General features: G+C 72.5%; 24 protein-coding genes and 1 pseudogene. 14 read left to right on the top strand and 11 right to left on the bottom strand.

The genetic code is table 11. From position 1 onward, the window contains the following. The first annotated feature begins 115 nt into the window (after positions 1-115). Positions 116-862: a VOC family protein gene (locus ACFZBD_RS06000; protein WP_391136203.1), complete on the top strand. Its 747-nt coding sequence runs from the start codon at positions 116-118 to the stop codon at positions 860-862. Between the two features lie 58 nt (positions 863-920). Here the strand turns inward: ACFZBD_RS06000 and ACFZBD_RS05995 are convergent, their stop codons facing one another. Beyond that, on the bottom strand, positions 921-1517 hold the full coding sequence (locus tag ACFZBD_RS05995; RefSeq protein ID WP_391136200.1) for a hypothetical protein: 597 nt from the start codon (positions 1515-1517) through the stop codon (positions 921-923). Positions 1518-2101: 584 nt separating this feature from the next. Here ACFZBD_RS05995 and ACFZBD_RS05990 point away from each other — a divergent pair. Then, positions 2102-2440, top strand: a complete 339-nt coding sequence (locus ACFZBD_RS05990; RefSeq protein ID WP_391136197.1) for a MerR family transcriptional regulator — start codon at positions 2102-2104, stop codon at positions 2438-2440. A gap of 132 nt (positions 2441-2572) precedes the next feature. Here the strand turns inward: ACFZBD_RS05990 and ACFZBD_RS05985 are convergent, their stop codons facing one another. Then, on the bottom strand, positions 2573-3589 hold the full coding sequence (locus ACFZBD_RS05985; RefSeq protein WP_391136194.1) for an NEW3 domain-containing protein: 1017 nt from the start codon (positions 3587-3589) through the stop codon (positions 2573-2575). Between the two features lie 41 nt (positions 3590-3630). After that, positions 3631-5061: a Gfo/Idh/MocA family oxidoreductase gene (locus ACFZBD_RS05980; protein WP_391136190.1), complete on the bottom strand. Its 1431-nt coding sequence runs from the start codon at positions 5059-5061 to the stop codon at positions 3631-3633. Positions 5062-5409: 348 nt separating this feature from the next. Between ACFZBD_RS05980 and ACFZBD_RS05975 the strand changes: the two genes are divergently transcribed. Then, positions 5410-6078 carry a PepSY domain-containing protein gene (locus ACFZBD_RS05975; RefSeq protein ID WP_391136187.1) on the top strand — a complete coding sequence of 223 codons (669 nt, stop codon included), beginning with the start codon at positions 5410-5412 and terminating at the stop codon, positions 6076-6078. A gap of 129 nt (positions 6079-6207) precedes the next feature. After that, positions 6208-6765: a GNAT family N-acetyltransferase gene (locus ACFZBD_RS05970; RefSeq protein ID WP_391136184.1), complete on the top strand. Its 558-nt coding sequence runs from the start codon at positions 6208-6210 to the stop codon at positions 6763-6765. 21 nt (positions 6766-6786) lie between these two features. Here ACFZBD_RS05970 and ACFZBD_RS05965 read toward each other — a convergent pair whose 3' ends face one another. Then, a complete protein-coding gene (locus tag ACFZBD_RS05965; RefSeq protein WP_391136181.1) occupies positions 6787-7680 on the bottom strand; it encodes a LysR substrate-binding domain-containing protein in 894 nt (297 codons plus the stop codon). Between the two features lie 94 nt (positions 7681-7774). Here ACFZBD_RS05965 and ACFZBD_RS05960 point away from each other — a divergent pair, with 94 nt between their 5' ends. The 8 genes and pseudogenes from ACFZBD_RS05960 to ACFZBD_RS05925 all read left to right on the top strand — a co-directional run bounded on the left by ACFZBD_RS05960 (position 7775) and on the right by ACFZBD_RS05925 (position 14861). After that, on the top strand, positions 7775-7927 hold the full coding sequence (locus ACFZBD_RS05960) for a hypothetical protein (RefSeq protein WP_391136178.1): 153 nt from the start codon (positions 7775-7777) through the stop codon (positions 7925-7927). Beyond that, a complete protein-coding gene (locus ACFZBD_RS05955; protein WP_391136175.1) occupies positions 7924-8568 on the top strand; it encodes a hemerythrin domain-containing protein in 645 nt (214 codons plus the stop codon). Before ACFZBD_RS05960 ends, ACFZBD_RS05955 begins: the two co-directional genes overlap by 4 nt. Before the next feature lie 159 nt (positions 8569-8727). Then, a complete protein-coding gene (locus tag ACFZBD_RS05950) occupies positions 8728-9729 on the top strand; it encodes a GNAT family N-acetyltransferase (RefSeq protein WP_391136172.1) in 1002 nt (333 codons plus the stop codon). A gap of 59 nt (positions 9730-9788) precedes the next feature. Beyond that, entirely contained in the window at positions 9789-10160 is a 372-nt protein-coding gene (locus ACFZBD_RS05945) for a cupin domain-containing protein (RefSeq protein ID WP_391136169.1), read from the top strand. A 125-nt stretch (positions 10161-10285) separates the two neighbouring features. After that, positions 10286-11476 (top strand): annotated as a pseudogene (locus tag ACFZBD_RS05940) (glycosyltransferase); the annotation flags it as partial. Between the two features lie 18 nt (positions 11477-11494). Next, positions 11495-12232: a methyltransferase gene (locus tag ACFZBD_RS05935; protein WP_391138479.1), complete on the top strand. Its 738-nt coding sequence runs from the start codon at positions 11495-11497 to the stop codon at positions 12230-12232. A gap of 151 nt (positions 12233-12383) precedes the next feature. Next, complete coding sequence (locus ACFZBD_RS05930) at positions 12384-13265, top strand: alpha/beta fold hydrolase (protein WP_391136166.1); 882 nt, start codon at positions 12384-12386, stop codon at positions 13263-13265. Between the two features lie 315 nt (positions 13266-13580). Continuing rightward, positions 13581-14861 carry an extracellular solute-binding protein gene (locus ACFZBD_RS05925; protein WP_391136163.1) on the top strand — a complete coding sequence of 427 codons (1281 nt, stop codon included), beginning with the start codon at positions 13581-13583 and terminating at the stop codon, positions 14859-14861. Positions 14862-14880: 19 nt separating this feature from the next. Here the strand turns inward: ACFZBD_RS05925 and ACFZBD_RS05920 are convergent, their stop codons facing one another. The 3 genes from ACFZBD_RS05920 to ACFZBD_RS05910 form a co-directional block, all read right to left on the bottom strand. After that, positions 14881-15642: a hypothetical protein gene (locus ACFZBD_RS05920; RefSeq protein ID WP_391136160.1), complete on the bottom strand. Its 762-nt coding sequence runs from the start codon at positions 15640-15642 to the stop codon at positions 14881-14883. A 95-nt stretch (positions 15643-15737) separates the two neighbouring features. Further along, positions 15738-15884, bottom strand: a complete 147-nt coding sequence (locus ACFZBD_RS05915) for a hypothetical protein (protein ID WP_391136157.1) — start codon at positions 15882-15884, stop codon at positions 15738-15740. Positions 15885-16646: 762 nt separating this feature from the next. Beyond that, on the bottom strand, positions 16647-17585 hold the full coding sequence (locus ACFZBD_RS05910; RefSeq protein WP_391138477.1) for a cupin domain-containing protein: 939 nt from the start codon (positions 17583-17585) through the stop codon (positions 16647-16649). A 104-nt stretch (positions 17586-17689) separates the two neighbouring features. Between ACFZBD_RS05910 and ACFZBD_RS05905 the strand changes: the two genes are divergently transcribed. Then, on the top strand, positions 17690-18370 hold the full coding sequence (locus ACFZBD_RS05905) for an NAD(P)H oxidoreductase (protein ID WP_391136154.1): 681 nt from the start codon (positions 17690-17692) through the stop codon (positions 18368-18370). Positions 18371-18508: 138 nt separating this feature from the next. Then, on the top strand, positions 18509-19054 hold the full coding sequence (locus ACFZBD_RS05900; RefSeq protein ID WP_391136151.1) for an EF-hand domain-containing protein: 546 nt from the start codon (positions 18509-18511) through the stop codon (positions 19052-19054). Between the two features lie 103 nt (positions 19055-19157). On the opposite strand, the gene ACFZBD_RS05895 is transcribed toward ACFZBD_RS05900, so the two are convergent. The 4 genes from ACFZBD_RS05895 to ACFZBD_RS05880 all read right to left on the bottom strand — a co-directional run bounded on the left by ACFZBD_RS05895 (position 19158) and on the right by ACFZBD_RS05880 (position 23360). Next, positions 19158-20399, bottom strand: a complete 1242-nt coding sequence (locus ACFZBD_RS05895; RefSeq protein WP_391136148.1) for a globin domain-containing protein — start codon at positions 20397-20399, stop codon at positions 19158-19160. Between the two features lie 405 nt (positions 20400-20804). Continuing rightward, positions 20805-22310 (bottom strand): SulP family inorganic anion transporter, encoded by a 1506-nt coding sequence (locus ACFZBD_RS05890; RefSeq protein ID WP_391136145.1) that lies wholly within the window; start codon positions 22308-22310, stop codon positions 20805-20807. Between the two features lie 14 nt (positions 22311-22324). Then, a complete protein-coding gene (locus ACFZBD_RS05885) occupies positions 22325-22906 on the bottom strand; it encodes a carbonic anhydrase (protein ID WP_391136142.1) in 582 nt (193 codons plus the stop codon). A 70-nt stretch (positions 22907-22976) separates the two neighbouring features. Next, entirely contained in the window at positions 22977-23360 is a 384-nt protein-coding gene (locus ACFZBD_RS05880) for a hypothetical protein (RefSeq protein ID WP_391136139.1), read from the bottom strand. Positions 23361-23393 lie beyond the last annotated feature (33 nt).

Here is a 23393-nt window from a genome sequence, read left to right as displayed (position 1 = left end):
GGTCCGCCGACAGGCCGGGAAGCGCAGTAGGCCGGCCCGAGGCGCCGAACGGCCACACGGCGGACGCGCGGACGCGGCGAAGGCGGGTTCCGGGCGGCTGCGTAGGATCGCGGGCATGGCACTTCGACCGGTCAATGTGAACATCAAGGCTCTCGACGACTCGGCGGTCGGCCGGTTCTGGGCGGAGGCGCTCGGCTGGGGCGTGTCCAGCGAGGGACCGGGCGTGACCAACGTCGAACCGGGCGACGGATTCGTCTGGCCCGACCCGACGGCCGTCTGCATCGACGTGGTCACCGTCCCGGAGCCCAAGACGGCGACGAAGAACCGCGTGCACCTCGATCTCGCCACCACCTCGGCCGCCCATCAGGCGGAGCTGGTCGCGCGCCTCCGGGCGCTCGGCGCGACGCCCGCCGACATCGGCCAGGTCGACGTGGAGTGGACCGTCCTCGCCGATCCCGAGGGCAACGAGTTCTGCGTCCTGGAGCCCCGGGAGATCTACCGGGACACCGGCCCGATCGCCGCGGTGGCGGTCGACTGCGAGGACCCCCGCGCCATGGCCCGGTTCTGGGGCGAGGCGGTGGACTGGACGCTGCTCGAAGTGACGGACGATCGCGCCGTGTTGCGCTCGGCGAAGGGCGTCGGCCCGTATCTCGAGTTCTTCCGCACGCCCGGCGGGAAGACCGTGCCGGACCGCGTCCATGTGGACCTGCTGCCGTACCCCGGTGACGATCAGGAGGCGGAGGTGGCCCGGCTGCGCGCCCTCGGCGCCACCGACGTCGACCTCGGCCAGGGCGACGTCCCGTGGAGGTGCCTGGCCGACCCGGAGGGCCACGAGTTCTGCGTCCTCGCCCCGTCGTCCTGACGGGGTGCCCCCCCGCGGCCCCCGGTGCGGGCTCACCTCACCGGGGGCGGACCGGGGGTCAGTGCGTGAGGTTCCAGTGCGGGACGGAGGGCATGTCCGGGGCGAGTGAGCGGGCCCGCTGCCACACACCGTGCACCTGTTCGGCGGGGCGCTGCTGCTCACCGTGCAGGGCGTTGAGGATCACCAGGCCGCCGGTGAGCGCGGGGACCGCCCACTGCATGCAGGCCAGGTGCCTGCGCGCCTTGTCCGTGTCGAGGGGGTGTTCGGCCGCCTTGGCGGCGTCCTCGGGGTCCGAGGAGGCGGCGAGCTCGATCTTCTTGCCCAGCACACGGCTGTAGGCGGTGGCCGCCAGAGCGGCACCGGTCAGGACCGTCTTGGCGAGGGTGGAGGAAGCGACGCCCTGCTGGGCGGCGACGCGAGGGGCGTTCACGGCCAGCAGACCGCCGGAGCCGAAGAGGTGCGCGGCGATCGCCGCCGCGTTGACCGGCGTCCACTTCGTCCATCCCGCGCCGGCGATCCGTACGCTCGTCGCCCATGTGCCGCCCTCGTCGCGGGCGGCGCCGTTCAGGCCGACAGCGCCCATGAGGGAGCCGCCGAACCAGGCGGCCAGCCCCACATCGTGCAGACTGCGCAGCATCGTGTTGCGTTCGGACATGACAGGCTCCCTTTGCCCAGGCGGAAGACGTGCCGGCAGAGCGGCCGGCATCACCTTCACCGTCGCCGACCTTCCATCCGGCCGCCATCGCGACTGGTACGAACGGACGCGGCTTCCGCCGGGCTCGCGCATCATGACCGCCCCTAGCCCGAGGATGATTACCTCACCGTCGAGGCCGCGAAAATCTATGTTCGCCAGAGTAGACATTCGGCGGCTGCTTCATTATGGTTTCTCTCGTAGCTCAGAGAGACAGAGGGCCCGACAGAGACGACCTGCCGGGCATGCACAACCGCAGTCGACGAAGTGGATCACCGAGGAAGAACGGAGGGACGAGCACGCCATCAGGATCGCCCGGGCGGGCAGTCTCGCGCCCGGGTACCGCAGGACATCGATAGTGAGGTGGTCTCCGGTCAAGCAACCGCGATCCCCGCGGCCCCGAACCCACAGCGATCGGGGCGGCGGAAACAGAAGGCCGGCGCAGTAAGAGAGCCGGCAGATGGTGTAGCAGTTCCCTCGGGGCCTTGGTGCCGTATGGCACCAAGGCCCCTCCACACGTTCCCGACAGAAGTACCGGAGAGGTGCAGATGACAGCAGACGACTCGTACGGCCGACTCGACGACGACGACTACCCCGCCTACACCATGGGCCGGGCCGCCGACATGCTCGGCACCACCCCCGCCTTCCTGCGCGCCATCGGCGAAGCCCGCCTCATCACCCCGCTCCGGTCCGAGGGCGGCCACCGCCGCTACTCCCGCTACCAGCTGCGGATCGCCGCCCGCGCGCGCGAACTGGTCGACCAGGGCACCCCGATCGAGGCCGCCTGCCGCATCATCATCCTCGAAGACCAGCTCGAAGAAGCCCAGCGCATCAACGCCGAACACCGCCGCGCCGCCGCGTCGGCGCAGCCGATGACCGCGAGCTGACACGGCGGTACGAGGCATGAACGCTCCCGGGAGGAGCGCGGCGGAGGTGGGTCCGCGCGGACGCCGTGCCACGCGGACCCGGAGGACGCTCCGCAGCGCTCCCCGACGCCACCGCCCCGTCCCGGGGCCGGGTCAAGGTGCGAGAGCCATGGCGAAGACGTGGATGTTGGCGTTGCCGGGCAGGACCACGAAGGCGACCTCCTTGGCGGGATCGAGCGGCACGGAGTGGGCGAACACGCGGTACGCGATCCCCGCGTTGCCGTAACCGCTGGGGCGGTTGCGACCGTCGGACGACGCCACCAGCGTCGCTCCATGGGCGTTCGCCGGGTCGAACGACCAGTTCGGGAAGCCGAAGGTGCCCGACGTCGTCGTCCCGTCCGTGTAATGGACGGTGGCACGTCCGGTCGCGCCGCTGGTGACCCCGGACCCGAGGAACACCAGCTTGCCGCCCGAGCCGGTCAGCGAGATGGCCTGACCGGCGCTGGAGACGTTGTCCTTGGTGCCGGGCGCGACGTCCGGCCAGGTCAGGCGGGCGCCGAGAGCGGTCACCGTGGTCCCTCGGGCAAGGCCGGCGGCGGCGAGCCTCTGCGCCGAGAAACTGTTGCCCTCCCCGTCGTAGTCGCCGGGTGCGGTGTCCGTCTCGTCGGTGACCCCCACGTTGTTGTACGCGGCGGCGAGGTTCGCCACCGGGGTGCCGCTGATCTCGGAGCGCGTGCCGATGGCGGTGCCCGCGCCGTCGCCTCCGCGGTAGCTCGCGGTCGCGGTGAAGGTCCGTACCGTGAACCCCGGGCGGCGTTCCGGCACCTGGATACGGAAGGTCGCGTGGGCCGTCGCACCGGCGGCGACGCTCCCGTCGACCCCCTGGACGGAGGGCTGTACGGCCCAGCCCACCGGCCCGGCGAACGCGATCCGCAAGGACCGGAGGCGATCGGGGCCGGCGTTCCTGACCGTCACCTTCACGGCGGCGATGACGGGACCGTCCAGGTCCACGGGCGAGAGGGTCACCTCCGTCCTGGTCTCGGTCGCCGAGCCCGCGGCCGAGCCCACGGCCGGGGCCGCGGAGGCGTGGGTGGGGACGAGGAGGACGACGGCGGCCGCGGCGGCGGCCCCGGCTCTGCGGACGATGCGCCACGCGCTGGGACGTGTCATGACTGCTCCTGGGGAAGGGGTGGGGTGCTGCTGCGGGCAGGTCAGCCGACCGGCGGCATGTCCGAGGCGCGGGAGTCCAGGCCGGGCCGGAGGTTGACCCAGTCACCGCGGGTGAAATCGGGGACGGCCACCGGGCGCCCACCGGCGGCGAGCGAGGCCGCGCTCAGCGGCACCGGGGCGCACCACGCGGCCGAGTCGTACACGTCGATGTCCGGCACGAGTCCGGCGCGCATCTGCTGGACGGTGCGCCACTGCAGGACGTAGTCCATCCCGCCGTGACCACCGTTGTTCTCGGCGTCGTCACCGATCTTCTTCCACAGCCAGTGGTCGAACTCCTTGCGGTACGAGGCGAAGTCCCGCCAGCTGTGGCCGGAATGGTCCGGTTCGACGTACACGCGCCCGCCGGAGGACGAGGTGACGCCGGCGTAGTCCTCGAAGATGCCGCGGCTGCCCGCGAGGGTGTTGATGCGGCTGTAGGGCCGCGGGGAGCTGACGTCGTGCTCGGCGCGGATGACGCGGCCCTGCGCGGTGTCGATCAGACAGGTGACGAGGTCGCCGTTGATGTACGTCTCCTTCCACGACGGATGCGACCGGTCGACGAAACGGGCCCGGTAGTCGGCGAGGCCCTTGGGCTCGGTCGCGGTGGCGCGCAGGGTGGTCATCCGGTCCCCGCGGTTGATGTCCATGGCGGCGGCGATCGGGGCGAGACCGTGCATCGCGTAGAAGCTGGCGGTGCTGCGGGTGTGCCAGAGGCGCCGCCAGGCGTCGGTGTAGTACGTGTCGGAGAACAGCAGCTCGCGCAGATCGTGCAGGTAGCCGCCGTGGCCGTTGGTGACCTCTCCGAAGAGGCCCTCGTGGGCCATCTTGAGCATGGCCAGTTCGTTACGGCCGTAGCTGCAGTTCTCGGCGAGCATGAGGTGCCTGCGGGTGCGCTCGGAGGTGTCGACGAGGTCCCAGAGTTCGTCCAGCTCCGTGGCGACGGGAAGCTCGACGATGACGTGCTTCCCGGCGAGGAGCGCCGCCTTGCCCTGCGAGTGATGGAACTCCCAGGGCGTGGCGATGTACACGAGGTCGATGTCGTCGCGCTTCAGCAGCTCGCGGAACGAGGCGTCGGAGCCGCCGAGTTCGGCGGGCCGGGGCTTGCCCGCCGCGACGAGCTGGTCGGCGGTCCGCTTGGCGCGGTCGGAGCGGATGTCACAGACGGCGGTCACGACGCAGCCCGGCACCGCCGCCCAGCCCAGCGTCATGCCCGACCCCCGGTTGCCGAGGCCGATCACCCCGACGCGGACGGTCCGGTGGGCGTCGTAGGGGGTGTTGATCATGGACTTCTGTCCGGGTCGCCGTCGAGGAGTGACGGTCGCGGGTGCCGCCGACGCGGTCGGTGCCGCCGCACCGACACCGGCCAGGGCCGCTCCGGTCGCGACCGCTCCTCCCATCAGTGAACGACGTGACAGCGAAGGGAACATGGGCATGACACTCCTCGGTCCAGAGGCGGGCTCGTGTGCCGCCTGACTCTGTCGGGCCGCCAGCGGTGTGTCAATACATGCTCGAAAAGCATCAGCTTCAAGTGTTCTCAAGCAAAGATGATGCATGCATCGCTCACTGCGGGGAAAGCATGACGACGCCGGCCGGCACCGACGAGAGCGGGACGGCGAGAGGGGGCGGGGCGGGGGAGTGCTGCCCCCCGACGACGGGCCCCGGTCGCCGGCCCGGTCGCCGGCCCGTCCGCTGGCCCGTTCGGACGTGGCCAGGGGCGCGTTCGGGTGGTGTACGGCGCGGCCCGTGTCCGCCCGCGCGCGGGCGGGTGAAGCGTGGCGGCCATGAAGACACCCTCGCGACTCCGCGGCCTGGCCGTCTGCCTCGCCGTCACGTCCACGCTGCTCGCCGGCGCCTGCGGCGGCGCAACGGCACCCGTCACCGCCGCGCCTGACGCCCCGTCCTCCCCGGCGGCCAGCCCCTCGGGCGGCGCCGGGCTCACCGAGGACCAGCGCGAGCGCGAAGCTCTGGTGCCCGCCGCGAAGATCACGTGGAACAAGGCCGGGGACACCGCGGTCGCCGAGGTGCCGGACGGCCGGCTCGTCGACATCGAACTGACCACCGCTCGCGGCACCGCCTCGGGCACTCCGGCGCCGACGGGCCCCGCCGCCCCCGGACCGCCGGTGTGGGACGTCACGGTCGCGGCGAAGGACGGCACGCTCCATGACGTCCAGGTCGACGCCGTCACGGGGAAGGTCACCCGCTCACGGGTCGAGCCCGGACAGGACGCGGACGACAAGAGCGAGGTGACCGAACAGCTGGCGGCGGCGACCGTCCCCGCCCCGCAGGCGGTGAAGACGGCCACGGCCCGCAAGGCCGGCACCGTCACCGCCGTGGAACTCGACGACACCGTGTGGTCCGTCGACATCGTCACCCGGGACTGGAACAAGACCACCTACGACATCGACTCCGCCAAGGGAACCGTCGTACGCGAACACACGGACCGCGACTGACCGACCGCGCGGCCCCGCCCGGCACGCCGCGGGCGGGGCCGGCCCGGCCCGGGCCCCAGCACGCGGGGCCCCGACGGCGTCCCGTAAATCGGGTTGTCGCCGGCCGGACCGGTCGGATACAAAGCTCCCATGCTGACGGGCGACAAGGTCGGGCTCAGAGCCCGCCACGAGGACGACATCCCGATCCTGCGGGCCGGGCTCCACGACGACGTGGCCACCTACTCGCGGTCCGAAGTCCAGCCCTGGCGCCCGGTCTCGCCCGGCTCGAAGGACTCACCGTTCGCCGTGGACGACACGAACGAGCGACTCGTCCCGTTCTCCGTGGTGGAACTGGACGGCGGCACGCTCGTCGGTACCGCCGAGCTGTGGCGCGTCGACCCCCACAACCGCTCCGCGCACCTCGGCCTCGCGCTGCTGCCGTCGGCCCGGGGCAAGGGCTACAGCACCGACGCGGTCGCGGTGTTGTGCCACTACGGCTTCACCGTGCGCGGGCTGCACCGGCTGCAGGTCGAGACCCTGTCGGACAACCCCGCGATGCTGCGCTCCGCCGAGCGCAACGGCTTCGTCCGCGAGGGAGTGCTGCGCTCCTCGGCGTGGGTGATGGGCGAGTTCCTGGACGAGGTCCTCCTCGGGCTCCTCGTCCACGACTGGAAGCCGGTCACTTCCCAGGGCGTGCTCCGAACGTAGCGCCGTCCGCCGCGCGTACGGTCAGAAGCGGAACACCCCGAGGTCTCGTACCGTGTCGGCCAGGGCGCGGATGAGGTCGTTCTCCGCCTCCGTCCGCCAGACCAGGGCGAACTGCATGGCCGGCATGTCGGGGAGGGGAAGCCACCGGATGTTCGACATGCCCCAATACCTGGTCACATGGCCGGGGAAGGCGTGGATGATCTCGCCCATGCCGACATGAGCGATTAGCTCGTCGGCGGTGTCCGAGGCCGCGTACGCCATGCGCTCGATCGCCCGGCCCCGCGGGGTGTGGAAGGGCAGGTAGCTGTCCTCCCAGTAGTCCGGCATGCCCAGGGCGGAGGCGTGCGGGAAGTCGGCGAGCAGTTCCAACGGCACCGAGTCCCGCGCCGCCAGCCGGTGTTCGCGGGCCACCGCGAGGATCCGGGAGTCGGAGCAGAGGGTCGGCCCGACGGTGAAGTCGGGCTCCTCCACCGGCAGCCAGGCGACGATGACGTCCATGTCGCCGTTGCGGAGCTGGCCGAACACATCGGTGAAGGTCGCCTGCCGGATCTGGAGTCCCCAGTGCGGATACCGCCCGCGGAACGCCTTCCAGTAGTGGTGCAGATCGGCGACGTTGAAGGGCATGAGGCTGACGCGGAGCTGTGCGGTGATGCCGCGGGCCGCCAACTGCGCCCGCTCCAGGGAATCGTGCAGACCCGCGTAGACCGGCTGCAGGTCGTCACGGAACTGCCGGCCCACCTCGGTCAGGGACACCGTGCGGCTGGTGCGGCTGAAGAGCTCGGCACCGATGCGCCGCTCCTGCTTCTTGATGGCCTGGCTGACGCGTGCCTGGGAGACGTGCAGCCGTTGCGCGGTCCGGCCGAAATGCAGCTCCTCGGCCAGCACAAGAAAGATCTCGATGTCCCGTAGTTCCACCGGCCCCCCGGCCCTCCGTCGATAACCCAGCGGTTATCGAACCGCACACAAGTCGGCGTTGATCATACGTGCGAACCGCACGATCGTGAGAGGCATGCAGTCACGCGCGCACAACCCCCCGTTCGTACGGCCGGCCGAGACGAAGTGTCCGGCCGACGCCGTCGTCCCGTCAGCGGTGGGGCTCGGATCCGGCCACGTCGACGCCGCGGCCGCCGAGCGCACCGGAACGCCCCCGCACCGCCCATGAGCCACGCCTTCGACCTGACCGTGATGTACGCGATGCATGACGCCCTGCGCCGGGAACTGGTCCATCTGGACCGGGTCACCACCGCCGCGGACCGTGACGCGCGCCAGGTACTGGCCGGCGCCGCCGGATGGTCGCTGTTCAAGAAGGCCCTCCGCGCCCACCACGCGGCCGAGGACGCGGCTCTGTGGCCGCCGCTGCGGCGGAACCTGGCCGGCCGGCCGAGGGACCTGGCGCTCCTGGAGGTGATGGAGGTCGAACACGCCGCCCTCGCCACGGTGATCAGAGCCGTCGACGACGCGCTGACCGACCCCTGGGCCGACTCGGGGACGGACGTAAGTCAGCTCACCGACGCACTGACCCGCGGCCTCGCCGGACACCTCCGGCACGAGGAGGAGGCGGCGCTCCCGTTGATCCGGCAAGCGCTCACCTACGAGCAGTGGAGCCACTTCACCCGGGTCCACGCCCACCACATCGACCGCGACGCGCCCCTGCTGCTGCCCTGGCTGCTGGACGGGGCCGACGAACCCACCACGCGGCGGCTCCTCTCCCGACTGCCCGCACCCGTGTACGCCGCCTGCACCGCCCGATGGATCCCGGCGTACGCCCTTCTCGACCGCTGGAGTCCGGTCCCCGCGGCCTGACACCACCCATGACCCACCGCGCCGGGCGCCCCACCGCCCGTGCGCCGCCACCGACGCGACGGCCCGTCCGCCGAAGCGGACCCACCCGCGCGGCACTCCCGCGTACCACCGACCTGACACGACCCGATCTGACCCGACCCGACCACGAAAGACATCGCCTTGTCCTCATCTGTACGTGTCCTTCCGCTCCCGCGCGTCTCGGCCGACGAGGCCGCCGCGTGGCATCGGGTCGTCGCGGCCTCGATGGCCCACGACCTGCCCGGAGTACCGGCCCCTGACCCCGGACAGATCCACGCCCAGCTCACCCAGCCCGCCCTGAGCAGCCGCCGGCTGAGCTGGCTGGCCACCGGCGCGGACGGCGTCCCCGTCGGCGTCGCCGGCCTGCGGGTGTTCACGTCCCCGGGTCAGGAGCACCTGTCCGAACTGGAACTGCACGTCGACCCCGCACACCGGCGCCTGGGCACCGGATCGCTCCTGCTGGCCGTCGCCGTGGAGGCCTGCCGCACCGAGAACCGGCGCAGCCTCATCGCGGCAGCCCCGGCCGACGGCCCGGGCGAGGCCTTCGGCGTACGGCGGGGCTTCCGCCCGGCGCTCACCCTCGACCATCTCCTGCTGCGCCTGGACGAACTGCCCGAGGCCGACCTGCGACGGACCGCCGAGGCCGAGCACCCCGGCTACCGGCTGACCGGCTGGACCGGCGCGGTCCCCGACGAACTCGCCGACGCCTTCGCCGCGGCCAAGAACGCGATGAACGACATGCCCGTCGGAGACCTGGACTACGGCAGCGTGGCGTGGGACGCCGACCGCGTCCGCGCCATGGCCCAGGTGATCGCCGACCGCGGCGACGCCCTGCTGACCATCGCGGCGGTCCACGACGACGGCACGATGGCCGGCTACACCGAGATCCTGCTCCCGCAGGGCTCCGGGCCGCGCGCCCAGCAGTACGACACGGCCGTCGTGCCCGCGCACCGCGGCCACGGCCTCGGCGTGTGGGTCAAGACCGCCATGGTGCGGCGCCTGCGCGCCGAGTACCCCGACGTCGTCGAGATCGAGACGGACAACGCCGACGACAACGCCCACATGCTGGCCGTCAACCACCGACTGGGATTCCGCTCCTACCGGCGCACCCGCGAGTTCCAGCTCGACGTGCCCGCGACCTGACCCGCCCCACCCGCAGGCCACCTTCCTCCCGCCCCGCACGCAATCGAGGAGCACCCCGCATGCACATCATCACTCCGTCGGACGACAACGTCACCGTCTCCCCGAACGCCACCATGACCGGCCTGGCCGCTCCCAGCCGCGGCAGCACCGAACTCAGCACCTGGACGGTCGGCATGGACGCCGGTGCGACCGGCCCCGAGCACTCCGTGACCCGTGAGCAGGTCTGGACGGTCACCGAGGGGGCCCTCGAAGTGACCTGCGAGGGCCACACCCACAAGGTCCAGGCCGGGCAGAGCTTCATCCTGTCCGCCGGCCACCTGCGCCGGATCCACGCTCCGGAGCGGACCGAGGCCCACGTCGCCATGTGCTGCGACGGGCGCGCCTCCGTGCCCGGGACCGAAGGGACCCGCGAACTGCCCTGGGCCCGCTGATCCCGCCCCCCACCACCGCCCGGACGCCCCCGCCCCCGGGTTGCCCGAGGCAGGACCCGGACGACCGGATCCTGCCGTACCGCCGCCGGCCCGTCCGGCATGCACAGGAACGAGAAGAACACGACATGCGTGTGCTGTTGATGGCGTACGGATCCCGCGGTGACATCGCGCCGCTGGCGGGAGTGGCGGCGCAGTTGCGGAGACTCGGGGCGGAGGTGCGCGTGTGCGCACCGCCGGACGAGGAGTTCGCGGAACTGCTCGCCGGTGTCGGCGCGGAAATGGTGCCCTTCGGGCGGGACGTACGCGCGCTGCGGACGGGAGCGCCGCCGTCGGACGCGGGCGCGTTCGCGGCCGAGCTCGTCGCCGCTCACTTCGAGACGGTCGGCAAGGCGGCCGAGGACTGCGACGTGCTGGTCGCGAGCGGCCTGATGCCGGCCGGCGCCCGCTCGGTGGCCGAGAAGCTGGGCATCCGCTACGTCTACGCGGCCTTCCACCCCTTCGAGATGCCCTCCGCGCACTACCTGCCGTCGGCGCGGCCCGGCCCGCCGCCTCCGCCGGACATGACCGATCACCAGGCCCTGTGGGACCTGGACGCCCAGAAGGTCAACGCCCTCTACCTCCAGCCCCTCAACGCCCACCGCGAGGCGATCGGTCTCGCACCGGTGGACAACGTCCGCGAGCACGTCCTCACCGACCGTCCGTGGCTGGCGGTGGACCCGGTCCTGGGCCCGTGGCAGGACCTGACCGACCTCGACCTCGTGCAGACCGGCGCGTGGATCCTGCCCGACGAACGCCCCCTGCCCGCCGATCTGGAGGCCTTCCTGGACGCCGGCACCCCACCCGTGTACGTCGGCTTCGGCAGCATGCCGATGAGCACGGCCACCGACATCGCCCGGACGGCCGTCGAGGCCGCCCGCGCGCAGGGCCGCCGCGTACTCGTCTCCCGAGGCTGGGCGGACCTGGGCCCGGTGGACGACGCGGACGACTGCTTCGCCGTCGGCGACGTCAGTCACCAGGCCCTCTTCCGCCGGGTGGCGGCCGTCGTCCACCACGGCGGCGCGGGCACCACGACCACCGCCGCCCGGGCCGGCGCGCCCCAGGTGGTGGTACCCCAGTTCGTGGACCAGCCGCACTGGGCCGCCCGCGTCGCCGACCTGGGCATCGGCGCGGCACACGACGGGCCGACCCCGACCTTCGCATCCCTGTCGGCCGCGCTCAGGACGGCCCTGACCCCCGAGACGGAAGCGCGGGCGAAGGCCGTCGCCGGCACGATCCGCACCGACGGGGCGGCGGTGGCCGCGCGGCTGCTCCTCGACGCGGGGCACACCGCGCCGATGAGCCGCGAGGAGATCTCCATGATCGCCCACGCAGACCACCCCATCAAAGCCCCGCTCGACGACGACTCGGTCGACCAGCTGCTCGGACACGGCCTCCCGCGCGGCGACGAGCGCGTGCTCGACCTCGGATGCGGTACGGCGGAGTGGCTCCTGCGCGCCCTGACGGCGCGCCCGAGCCTGTACGCCGAGGGCGTCGACGTCTCCCAGGTCTCTCTGGCGCGGGCCCGCAGGGCAGCGGGCGAACGGGGAGTCGACGAGCGTCTGGTCCTCCACCGGCAGGAGGCGGCGGACTACGTCTCGACCCAGCCGTTCGACCTGGTGGTCAGCGTCGGTGCCACGCACGCCTTCGGCGGCCTGCTGCCGACCCTCGCGGCGGCCCGCGAGCACCTGGCTCCCGGAGGGCGTGTACTGATCGGCGAGTCCTTCTGGGACAGCGCCCCGTCGCCGGCGGCCGTCGAGATGTTCGGTGACCTCGCCGATCTGGCGACCACCGTGGACAGTGTCGTCGCCGACGGCTGGACCCCGGTCCACGGGCACGTCAGCACCCGCGGCGAGCTGGACGCCTACGAGTGGGCCTGCTGGGGCTCGCTGGCCTTGTGGGCTCTGGACCACCCCGCCCATCCGGGCGCCGCGCAGGCCCTGGAGACGGCCACCGCCCAGCGCTCGCAGTGGCTGCACGGGTACCGGGACAGCTTCGGCTTCCTCTGCCTCGTCCTGCGCCGGACCTCCGAGTGACCGAGGGCGGGGGACCCCCGCCCCGGCACGGATGATCTTCCTCCCCACCCCCTGATCCCGGACACCACACGGATGTCCCCGGAGTAGGCTCGCCCACCCCGGCGCCCGCCCTGGCCGGCGCCGAACCGCGGCGGCCGGAAAGTGAGTACACGTGAGTACACAGAAGCAGCCGACGTTCGTACTGGTCCACGGAGCCTTCGCGAACTCCTTCTCCTTCGCTCCCCTCCAGGCCGAACTGGGCCTCCTCGGGCACCGCTCGATCGCCGTCGACCTGCCCGGCCACGGCTTCCAGGCGACCTTCACCCGCGCCTACCAGACGCCCCAGGACCCCGAAGGGCTCGCCACCGCGCCCGGTGCGATCAAGGGCGTCACGCTCGCCGACAACGCCGCGCACCTGATCGGGAACCTGGAGCGGGCCAAGCGGAACGGCCCCGTCATCCTCGTCTCCCACAGCCGCGGCGGCATCACGGCCACCGCCGCGGCCAACGCCCGCCCGGACCTGATCGACCGCATCGTCTACGTCTCCGCCTGGTGCCCGGTCCGTCTCGAGATCGGCGCCTACTACGCCGAGCCGGAGATGGCCGGGGTCGACCCCGCCGCCTTCGCCTCGGCGCTGGCCGGGAACCCCGCCGACCTCGGCCTGCTCCGGGTCAACTTCCGCACGGCGAACCCGGACGCGCTCGCGGCCTTCAAGGAGGCCTTCTTCGCGGACGGCACCGACGAGCAGTTCCTCACCTTCCTGAACACCTTCCAGCCCGACGAGAACCTCGACGCCGGCGGCTCCGCCGACCGGGCGCAGGCGGCGACCTGGGGCCGCATCCCCAAGACGTACATCCGCCTGACCGACGACAGGAGCCTGCCCCTCGCCCTTCAGGACCGCCTCATCCGCGAGGGCGACGAGCTGACGCCCGACAACCCGTACGACGTCCGCACCCTGGAGGGCAGCCACCTGAAGTGGCTCGTCGACCCCGCCCCGGCGGCCCGCACCCTGGCCGACCTCGCCACGCTTGCGGCCCCCTCCGCCCACGCCTGAGGGGAACCGACCGACGTGCGGGGGCGGTGGTGGGGGACGAGGAACGACTCGCCCGTAGCGGCCCCTGCCACCGCCCCCGGTACCCGAGGTCCGACGCCGCTTCCGGGTGAGGCGTCAATGCTCCATCCGGGAGCGGTACCGGCCACTCCGGAGGGTTTTACGCCCCTCGGAACCGCCGACGGCATATCGGAAGACACCACTCGCAACCGCCGCGATTGGAGCAAGGGCCACAACCTCCGAGCAGGGGGCGCATTTCGGCCCCAGCCGGGAGAGGATTCCGGACGCACTGTCCAGAAAGAGCAAGAGGAACGATCCGTGCGACCAAGACTCTCCGGCGCCACCGCCTCCGTGGCTGCACTCGGACTCCTAGGCCCCCTCCTCACCGCCTGCGGTTCGTCCGACCGCCACGACGGGACGACTCTGCGCCTGGTGGCCGCCGAATACGGCACCAGCCCGGCCACCAGCTCCCAGGCGTACTGGGACAAACTGGCCGCCACCTTCTCCGCCGCCCACCCCGGCAAGAAGGTCGAGGTGACCCTCTACCCCTGGGCGGACGTCGACCGCGAGGTCACCCGCATGGTCGACGAGGGCAACGCCCCGGACGTGGCGCTGATGGGCGCGTACTCCGACTTCGCCGCGCAGGGCCGCCTCTACGCCGCCAGTGACCTGCTGTCGATCAGGGCGGAGGCGAACTTCCTGCGGCCGCTCGCCGAGGCGGGTTCGGTGGACGACACCCTCTACGGCCTGCCCTTCGTGGCCAGCAGCCGTCTCCTCTTCTACAACGAGGAGCTGTTCGACCAGGCCGGAGCGAAGCCGCCGAAGACCTGGTCCGACCTGAAGGACGCGGCCGAGGCGCTGAAGGACGAGGGCGTGCTGTACCCGTACGCCCTGCCGCTCGGCCCCGAGGAGGCGCACGCCGAGGCGCTGATTTGGGAACTGAGCAACGGAGGAGGGTACTCCGGCAACACCGGTGGCTACGCCATCGCCTCCGAGCAGAACACCCAGACGTTCCGCTGGATCAAGGACAACCTGGTGTCGCCCGGCCTGACCGGCCCGATCGCACCGGCCGAGCTCAACCGGCAGGACGCCTTCGCGGCGTTCCTGCGCGGCGATGTCGGCATGCTCAACGGCTACCCCTCGCTCCTCCACGAGGCGAGGGCGAAGGGCCTGAAGGTCGGCACCCTGAGCATGCCGGTGTCGGACACGCTGAGAGTCGGCCAGACCTTGCCGTCGGCCGGCGTCGCCGACTGGATGATGGCCTTCAAGCACGACGGCAATCGTGAACTGGTCGGCTCGTTCCTGGAATTCGTCTACGAGGACAAGAACCTCAACGAGTTCGCCGGCCGCTACCACCTGCTGCCCTCCACGGTGTCCGCGACCCAGTCGTCCAAGGACGCGGCGGCGGACCCCAGCGGCGCGCAGTTCCTGAACGCCCTGCGCGGCGCCGAGCTCTACCCCGTCAACGAACCCTCCTGGCTCCAGGTCAGCAACACCATCAAGCGGAACATCGGCAAGGCCGTGGCGCCCTCCGCCGACCCGAAGGCCGTCCTGGAGGACATCGCCCGGCAGGCCAGGGACGCGGAGCAGCAGCGGTAGGGCCCAGCGGGCCGCGTGATCAGACCGCGGTGGTGATCAGGTCGCTCAGGGGCTGGGCGGAGTCCGTCCCGGAGTGGCCGAGGGGGGCGTCGAAGCTCCAGACGAGGAAGAGCAGGAAGACCACGAGTGCGCTGAAGGTGGTGGCGAGCAGCAACTCCCGCGCGGAGCGGCGGATCTGCAGGGTGTACAGCAGGCCGAGGGTCACCAGGGCGCCCGCGACGAGACCGAACCAGAGTGCGGCGGGCAGCGTGGTGCCGGACGTGTCCAGGCGCTGGTGGCGGGCGTCGTCCGCGGCCGCCACCTGGTCCAGCAGGGGCTGGTAGGCCTGCGCCTGCAGTTCGTCGGCGGGAGTGCGGTGAGCGATGTCGCTCCGGATGCGGCCCAGCAGCTCGGCGCCGGTGCCGTCGACGGGCGCGCCGTCCTTCAGGGCGGGCCACTCGGCGGTGACGGCGTGCCGGGCGTAGGCGTCGATGTGCTCCTTGATCTGCGTCCGGAAGGCGGCCGGGTAGACGTCGAGGCGCTGGTCGATCTCGTACAGGGCCTGGGCCTCGCGCTGGACCGTGTCCTCGGCCGCGCTACGGGCCTCCCACACTCCGGCGATGGCGAGGCCGAGCACGATGGCGTAGACGACGCCGACCATCATGACCATGTACTCCAGCACGTCCGGAGTCTGGGAGGTGTCCTCGTCGACGTCGACGCGGCGGTGCCGCACGACGGTCGCCGTGACGACGAGAACGCAGACCATGACCGAGGCCAGGGTGTAGACGAGCCATTCCGGCATTGCACAACTCCAGGACAGGCGATGCGAGGTGAACGAGACGGGGAAGGACGGGGCGGGCCGGACGCGGACGCGCCGGCCCACCGGGAGAACGAAGGTCAGCCACGGCCCCGGCGACGGGACCCCGGCCGCAGGGCGGCCGCGGCCAGCACGGCCGGCAGGGTGATCACGACCGTGGACATGGTCATCGGGATCCCGGCCGGAGCCGGACGCGACGGACCGCCGGTGTAGTGGTCGCGTGCCACCCACCGGAACGCGACGGGCGCTTGTGCGGGTGGCGACGAGGGCGCGGCCGCGGGCGTACTCGGCACCGGGCTCGCCGGTGGTGGGGGCGTCGGAGCGGGAGCGGGGTTCGCCGGTACGGCGGGGAGGGGGGCCACCTGCCGTGGGGCGGGGGCCTCGGCCGCGTGCGGTGGAGCCGCCGTCGGCGACGGCTCGGGGGCCGGGGAAGCCGAGGGGGACGGGGGCGGTGGAGACGGCACCGGCGTCGGCGGGGACGGTGAGGTGCACGGGGAAGGTGCGGCGGCGGGCGCCTGATCGCCGTAGCCCATGTCGACCCACACGTCCGGGGCGCACACGGTCAGGCGCGGGCTCGTGGGGGTGTGGTCCATGAGCACGGCGACGTCCCCGTGCTGCGGCAGCGGGCACAGGGCCGCCGCTGCCCCCAGGCCCACACTGATCCAGCCACCCACGCGTCATTCCTCTCGTCGCGCTCGGACTCCGTCCGCGCGTCCGGGAATCGAGGAGTGAGGATGCCGCAGCCCTCACGCCCTGCCACAGCGGTAACGATCATGCGCGGGGGCGGTCACGGACAGCGGAGGGCGACGCCTGCCATCGGGGTGAACGGCCCGGGCGGGCGCGGCGCTGCCGTGGATGATGACAGGGCCGCCGCCGGGCGCCCACGCTGTACGTCATCTCACAGCAAGCCGACGGCCGCCGGCAGGCGTCCGCCCCGGCGGACGCCCTTGGGCCGCGGATGTGGATCCCGCGATCGTCCAGGGCGGCGTTCAGGCCACCGCGGTGCGAAAGGCGCTGGGACTTCGGCCCTTGTGGCGTTTGAACGCGGCGCTGAAGCCGAAAGCGTCGGCGTAGCCCACCGACCGTCCGATCTGGGCGATGCTGAGATCGGTGTCGGCCAGAAGCGCCTGGGCCTCGTCCATGCGGCACTCGGTGAGGTAGGCGAGGGGCGGACGGCCCATCAGCTGGGTGAAGCGCCTGGCGAACAGCGCCCGGGAGACACCGGCCCGAGTGGCCAGGGACGCCACCGTCCACGCCTCGGCGGGCCGGTCGTGAAAGGCCTGCAGGGCGGGGGCGAGGACGGGGTCGGCGAGGCCCCGGTACCAGCTGGGCGCGTCGGCGCCGGCCTGGTCGAACCAGGTGCGCAACGTGCACACCAGGGCCCAGTCGAGAAGCCGGTCCATCAGCGCCTGCGAACCGGCCGAGAGTTGGGCGGCGTCGGCGGCGGCCGTCTCCAGCCAGGCGCACACCTCGACGTCCTCCTTGACCACCAGGACGGGCGGCAGGGCACGCAGGAGCCCCTCGTGACGGTGCCCGGAAGCGCGGTAGGCACCCACGATCAGCGCGGTCGCCTCCTCCGAGTCGGTGCCCCATCGGATACCGCCCAGCTCCTGGCCGGTGCACTCGGCGTCGGTGGCGAAGCAGGCGATCTCGTACGGGACATGGGAACCGTGGACACTGCCGGGCCGGTCCGCGAGATGGAACGGTGCGGGGCCGTTCACGATGGCCGTATCGCCCGCGCCGACCGCTCGCTCGGTGCCGTCGGGCAGCATCAGGGTGCCCCCGCCGCGCAGCACGCTGATCATGGTGAGCGGTGCGCCGTCGGCGAAACGGATGGTCCAGGGCGCCGTCAGTACGGCGTGGCTGACGACCGAGCCCTCTGCCCGGATGCCGCTCAGTAACGAACTCAAAGGATCCACGGCACCCAGCGTAGACGATCTCCTATGTTCCGGAGCGCTTCTCCCATGGATCATCTACGTCACGGCGGTTGTACTGGATCCATCGAACCGACCGACATCAGCCGGGAGAGACCGTGACGCAGCACGACAGCCGTGCCAGGACAGCCCTTGTGGTCATTGCGCACCACCGCTCCGATTCCCTCACCGCTCACACGGCCCGCCGTGCCGCCGCCCGGCTCGAAGCCGCCGGATACCGCATCGACACGCTCGACCTGCACGCCGAAGGGTTCGACCCGCGGATGAACACGTCCGACCAGCCGGACTGGGGCAACAGGGAGAAGCCGTACTCGGACGAAGCGCACGCCCATATGCGGCGCATCCTCGATGCCGATGTCGTCGTCGCCGTCTTCCCGGTGTACTGGCAGAGCGTGCCGGCCATCCTCAAGGGCTGGATCGACCGCGTGTGGAACTACGGGTTCGCCTACGGCCGCAGCAAGCCCCGCCTCGCCGGCAAGCGCATCCTGTGGCTGGGCCTGGCCGGCGCCACCGGCGACGACCCCATCGTGGCGGGGATGCAGACCGTCCTCGAAACCAATCTGAGCGAAGGCATCGCCTACTACTGCGGCTTCTCCCGTTCCACCGTCGGCCTGCTCACCGACGCGGAGGAGCGCCCGCAGCTCGTCGACGCCGACGGCAACCTCCTGGTCGGAGAAGCGGTCTCGGGCGCCGAGCGAGAGGCCCAGTACACCGACCTCGACCGGCGTGCCGGGGAGTTCGTGGAGAAGTTCATCGCCGACGAACTCGTGACGGCCTGACAGTCGGCCGGGCCTGTGCGGTCGCCGGGGGTGCGCGTGGAGGTGCGGCGCGCGCCTCGGCGTGCGCCTGGGCGCCGTTCGGGCGGGGGGTCGCCGTGGGCAGGATCGCCGGGAACGACCCCGACCGAAAGGCCGCCCGTGGCCAGTGAATTCCAGCGCGACAAGCTGGTGAACATGTTCCGCGCGTTCGACGCCGACGGCAACGGCTACCTCGACCAGCGCGACTTCCAGGCGCTCGCGGAACGCTGGAGAGGCCTGCCCGCCGTCCGACCGGGGTCCGAACTGGCCGACCGCGTGGACACGGTCATGCTGGGCTGGTGGGATCTCCTCGCGGCCCACGTGGACACGGACAAGGACGGCAAGGTCGACCTGGACGAGATCCTCGCCATGGTGGACCGGCTGCCCGCGATGCGCGAGGTCGTCGCCGCGACCGCCGAGACCGTGTTCGACGCCGTCGACGAGAACGGTGACGGGCGTATCTCCGCCGCCGAGCACCAGCGGCTGGTCGACACCTGGCATGGCGAGAGCGTCGACGTCGCCGACGTCTTCGACCGCCTCGACCAGGACGGGGACGGCTACCTCGGCCGCCCCCGGTTCACCGAGCTGTGGATCCAGTTCTGGATCAGCGACGACCCGGCCGAGCCGGGTAACGAGCTGTGCGGCCCCCTGTCGGCCCGCACCTGACGCCCGCGGCGCTCGCCGGAGGGCCGGACCCCGTGCGGAGGGTCCGGCCCTCCGGCGAACCGGGCCCGGAACCGTGCGATCCGTGTCCTCCACCGGCGCCGACTCAAGAAGCGTGCAGGACCGGGGTGTCGAAGGGGTCGTGATGGATACGCTCCGGCGGCGTGCCGTCGTACACCAGTCTCTCCTTGGCCGACGCGACCATCGCGGCCGGCCCGCTGAGGAAGACGTCGTGCTGGTACCACGGCCCGTACTCGGCCAGGACCTCCGGCAGGGAGCCCCGGATCCCGGCGATGTACTCGTCGGAGACCGCGCCCCTGACCGTCAGCCAGTGATGCCGCTGGGCCATGCGCAGCATGTCGTCCACCCCGTACAGCTCGGCGCCGGTGCGGGCCCCGATGAAAAGGTTCACCTGGTGCCGGCCGCCGCGCCGCGCCACCTCTTCGATCAGCGCGCGGATGGGGGCGAATCCGGTGCCGCCGGCCACACAGAGCAGATCGCCGTGCACGGCGGCGTCCAGCACCATGTCACCCATCGGGGCGCCCAGCCGGACCACGTCGCCCACCACGGCGCGGTGCACCAGCGCGTTGCTGACCGCGCCACCCGGCACCGCCCGTACGTGGAAGGTCAGGGTGCCGTCCTCGCGCGGCGCGTGGGCGGGGGAGTAGGAACGCCATTGGAGGGGGTGCCAGGGGGTCTCGATGGCGGCGTACTGACCGGCGGCGTAGTCGTACGGCAGGTGCGGGCGCAGGGTGAGCTCGGCGATGCCCGGCGCCCGGGAGACGCGGTGCACGAGGGTCGCGGGCCAGACGGCGGGCCGTACGCGCGCGTCCTGCTCGGCGGCGCCGATCATCACGTCAGCGACCGTCTGGTACGCCTTCGTCCAGGCGGCGGCGATCTCCTCGGTCCAGGCGGAACCGGCGTAGCGGGCCAGGGAGGCGAGGAGGCACTCGCCGACGGCGGGGAAGTGGGCCTCGAGGGCGCCGAACTTGCGGTGGTCCCGCCCGAGATGCCCGCAGAAGCGGACGAGGTTCTCCGGATCGTCGACCAGGTCGACGATCCGGAGCAGGGCGCGCAGCAGCCGGCCGCGCTGGACGTCCATTCCCGGCGGGAACAGGGGCCGGACTGCGGGATACCGGGCGAAGAGGATCGCGTAGAAATAGACCGTCATGTCGGCGGCGAGCGGCTCGACGAGCGACGCGGAAGCGCGGATGAGCTCGATCTCGCGGGGCGACAGGGGCGCCTGGGGCGCTTCCGGCTCGACCGTGTCCATGGCCGGGGCGAGGGACGGGTCCTCCGGGAAGGAGTCGGCAGGCGTGTTCGCCGGGCGTCTGATCCGGAATCTCAAGGGAGCAGCGCTCCGCCGGATATGCGGGCCTGCTGGACCCGGACGGGCCGGAGTACGGCTCCGCTGGACGGACGGCGCCGCAGAGGGGCGCGACGGGCGGCGACGTGACGGGCAGGCATAGGTCCTCAAGGTGGGGGGAACACACAAGCGGATTCAGCAGCTCCGGACGCTACCCGATCCCTGCGGTGACTCAGAAGTAACCCCCAGACCGCGCGAACAGGGACACCGGCCTGACCGGCCTCCCGAGTCGGCTCCCCTGCCCCGCCGCCGGAGCCCTCGACCGGCACGTCTCCGACTCCCGCATGCCCTCTCGGGCGAGGCCGACCGGGGTCGTGCGGCAGCTGCCGCACGGCGAACGGGGGCGACGCGGCGTGCGTCGCCCCCGTCCGCCGGGCGGCCGCAGTCTCAGCGTCGGGTCGTCGCCGAGCCCGCGGTGGCGCCCTCGCGGGGGTGCCGGGCCGTGTCGGCGCGGACCGCGTCGGGGTCGGCGCCGCTGTGCCGCTCGGCCCATGTCTCCAACGCCGCCCGGCAGGCGTGGTCGAGATGGTGGACCCCGGAGAGGTCCAGGACCACCCGGCGGTCACCGGGCAAGGCTTCCAGGCTGTCGAGTATCTGCGGGAGCCGCAGGAACGTGACCGTCCCCTGGAGCCGTACGCGGACCGCGTCGCTCCCGTCGTCGCTGTGCTCGATCCGCAGGTGCGAGGCCTCCCAGGCCGCCTTCGCCACCGACAGCACGAGGCCGATCAGGACACCCTCGAACATGCCGACCGCGACGATCGCCGTCGCCGTCGCCACGAGGACGACCGCCTCGCCCCGGTGCCGGCGCCAGAGCGTCCGGACACCCTTGAACGGGATGAGCTTCCATCCGGCGTGCACCAGGATCCCGGCCAGCGCCGCCAGCGGGATGTACGCGAGTACGGCGGGCAGCAGGGCGACGAAGAGCAGCAGCCAGACGCCGTGGAGAACCCGGGACGCCTTCGTCCGGGCGCCCGCCTCGACGTTGGCCGAACTGCGCACGATGACCGCGGTGAGCGGCAGGGCGCCGAGCAGGCCGCACAGGGTGTTGCCCGCGCCCTGGGCGACGAGTTCCCTGTCGTAGTCCGTGCGCGGTCCCGAGTGCAGCCGGTCGACCGCCGCCGCGCTGAACAGCGATTCGGCGGAGGCGATCAGGGCGAACGCGAGGACGGTGCCGAGGAGGGCCGGCTCGGCGAGGGAGGAGAGGGCTTCGGAGCCCGGCAGGTGGACGGCCTCCAGCACGCCGCTCACGCGTACGGTCTCCACCGGGAGGCCGAGCACGGCGGTCGCGAGGGCGGCCAGAAGGACCGCGACCAGGGCGCCGGGCACCGCCCGGGCCCTGCGGGGCATCCATCGCCAGCCGACGACGAGGAGGACGGTGCCGGCCCCGAGGGCGAGCGACACGAGGGCCGTCCCGCTGCCCAGGGCCTCGACCAGCGCGCCCGGCAGGCCGGTGAGCTTGTCGAGACCGGAGTCCGGTGCGGGAATCCCCGCCGCGGCGTAGAGCTGCCCGGCGATGATGACCAGCCCGATGCCCGCGAGCATGCCCTCGACGACCGAGAGCGAGATCGCACGGAACCAGCGGCCCCACCGGAGAAGGCCCATGGCGATCTGCAGGACGCCCGCCGACAGCACGATGACTCCGAGCGCGGCGAGGCCGAAGGCCCGGACCGCCTCCAGGACGAGCACGGTGAGACCGGCGGCCGGGCCGGAGACCTGGAGGCTGCTGCCCCGCATCAGGCCGGTGACGATCCCGCCGACGATGCCGGTGATGAGGCCCAGTTCGGCGGGGACGCCCGAGGCGACGGCGACACCGAGGCAGAGCGGAAGGGCGACGAGGAAGACGACGAGCGAGGCGGCGACGTCCTGCCGCGGGAAGGCGAAGGACCGAGGCATCCGGACGCCCCCGCTCACAGCGCCTCGAAGGCGTCGGCTCCGGAGCGGTACTCCAGGACGGCACCGGTGTGCACCTCGTAGTACCAGCCGCGCAGACGGAGCCGGCCGTCCGCCAGCCTCCGCGCGACGCAGGGATAGGACCGCAGGCGGAGCAGTTGGGCGAGGACGTGGCCGTGGACGGCATCGGCGACGGCCGGGTCGTCGGCGCGCCCCGGGACGCCGCCCGGGGCGGCGTGGGCGAGCCAGTCCCGTACGGCGGGCACGGCGCTCAAGTCGTCGCCGCGGACGAGGGCGCCCACGGCGCCGCAGTGGGAGTGACCGCAGACGACGACGTCCTTGACGCCGAGGACCTCGACCGCGTACTCGATCGTGGCGGCCTCCCCGCTGGGGGTGCCGGGGCCGTACGGGGGCACGATGCCGCCCGCCGTGCGGAGCTCGAAGAGCTGGCCGGGCCGGGCGCCGGTGATCAGGGCGGGGACCACCCGGGAGTCGGAGCAGGTGACGAACAGGACGTCGGGGGACTGGCCCGCGGCGTACCGGGCGAACTCCTCAGGGCGCTGTCCGAACCGGCGGGCGTTGTCGATGAGGGGCTGCATGAATGTTTCCTCCTGGCGCGCCACGAGGGCGCGTCGGGCTGACAGGTCGGCGCGAGGCGGTGCCGGCCTGTCAGCAGAGGAACACCTGGAGGGTGGAGACGTCAGGGGCGGTGAGCGGTCTGCGCCGGGGGTCCGGGCCGCCGCCGCGGCCGGCCGGCGGGTCCGTGAGCGGGGCGGCGCGGGTGACGAGCGGCGGCGGGCCGGAAGGCCCCGCGGGCGCGGTCACGGTCCGCCGCCGGTCGCGGTGGAGGACGGAGGATCCGGTGGGGGCCTCCGCTTCGCCGCCCCCGGCATGCGCGGACTCGTAGGCCGGGGCCGGCGCGGCCTGTCGTACGGAGAGCTGCTGGAGCCGGGGCGCGGACCCGGCGGGGCCGGGCGGGACGCTGGTGCCGCAGGTGAGGGCGAGGACGAGGAGGAGGATCAGGCGGGCCGCGGACGCGCGGACGGACGGCATGGTGACGGCCCCTCCCTCCGGTCACGCCCTCGA

Source organism: Streptomyces sp. NPDC008121 (assembly GCF_042957155.1).
GTDB lineage: Bacteria > Actinomycetota > Actinomycetes > Streptomycetales > Streptomycetaceae > Streptomyces.
Note: the sequence above shows the minus strand (reverse complement) of the source record. Positions and strands in the feature narration are given on the sequence as shown.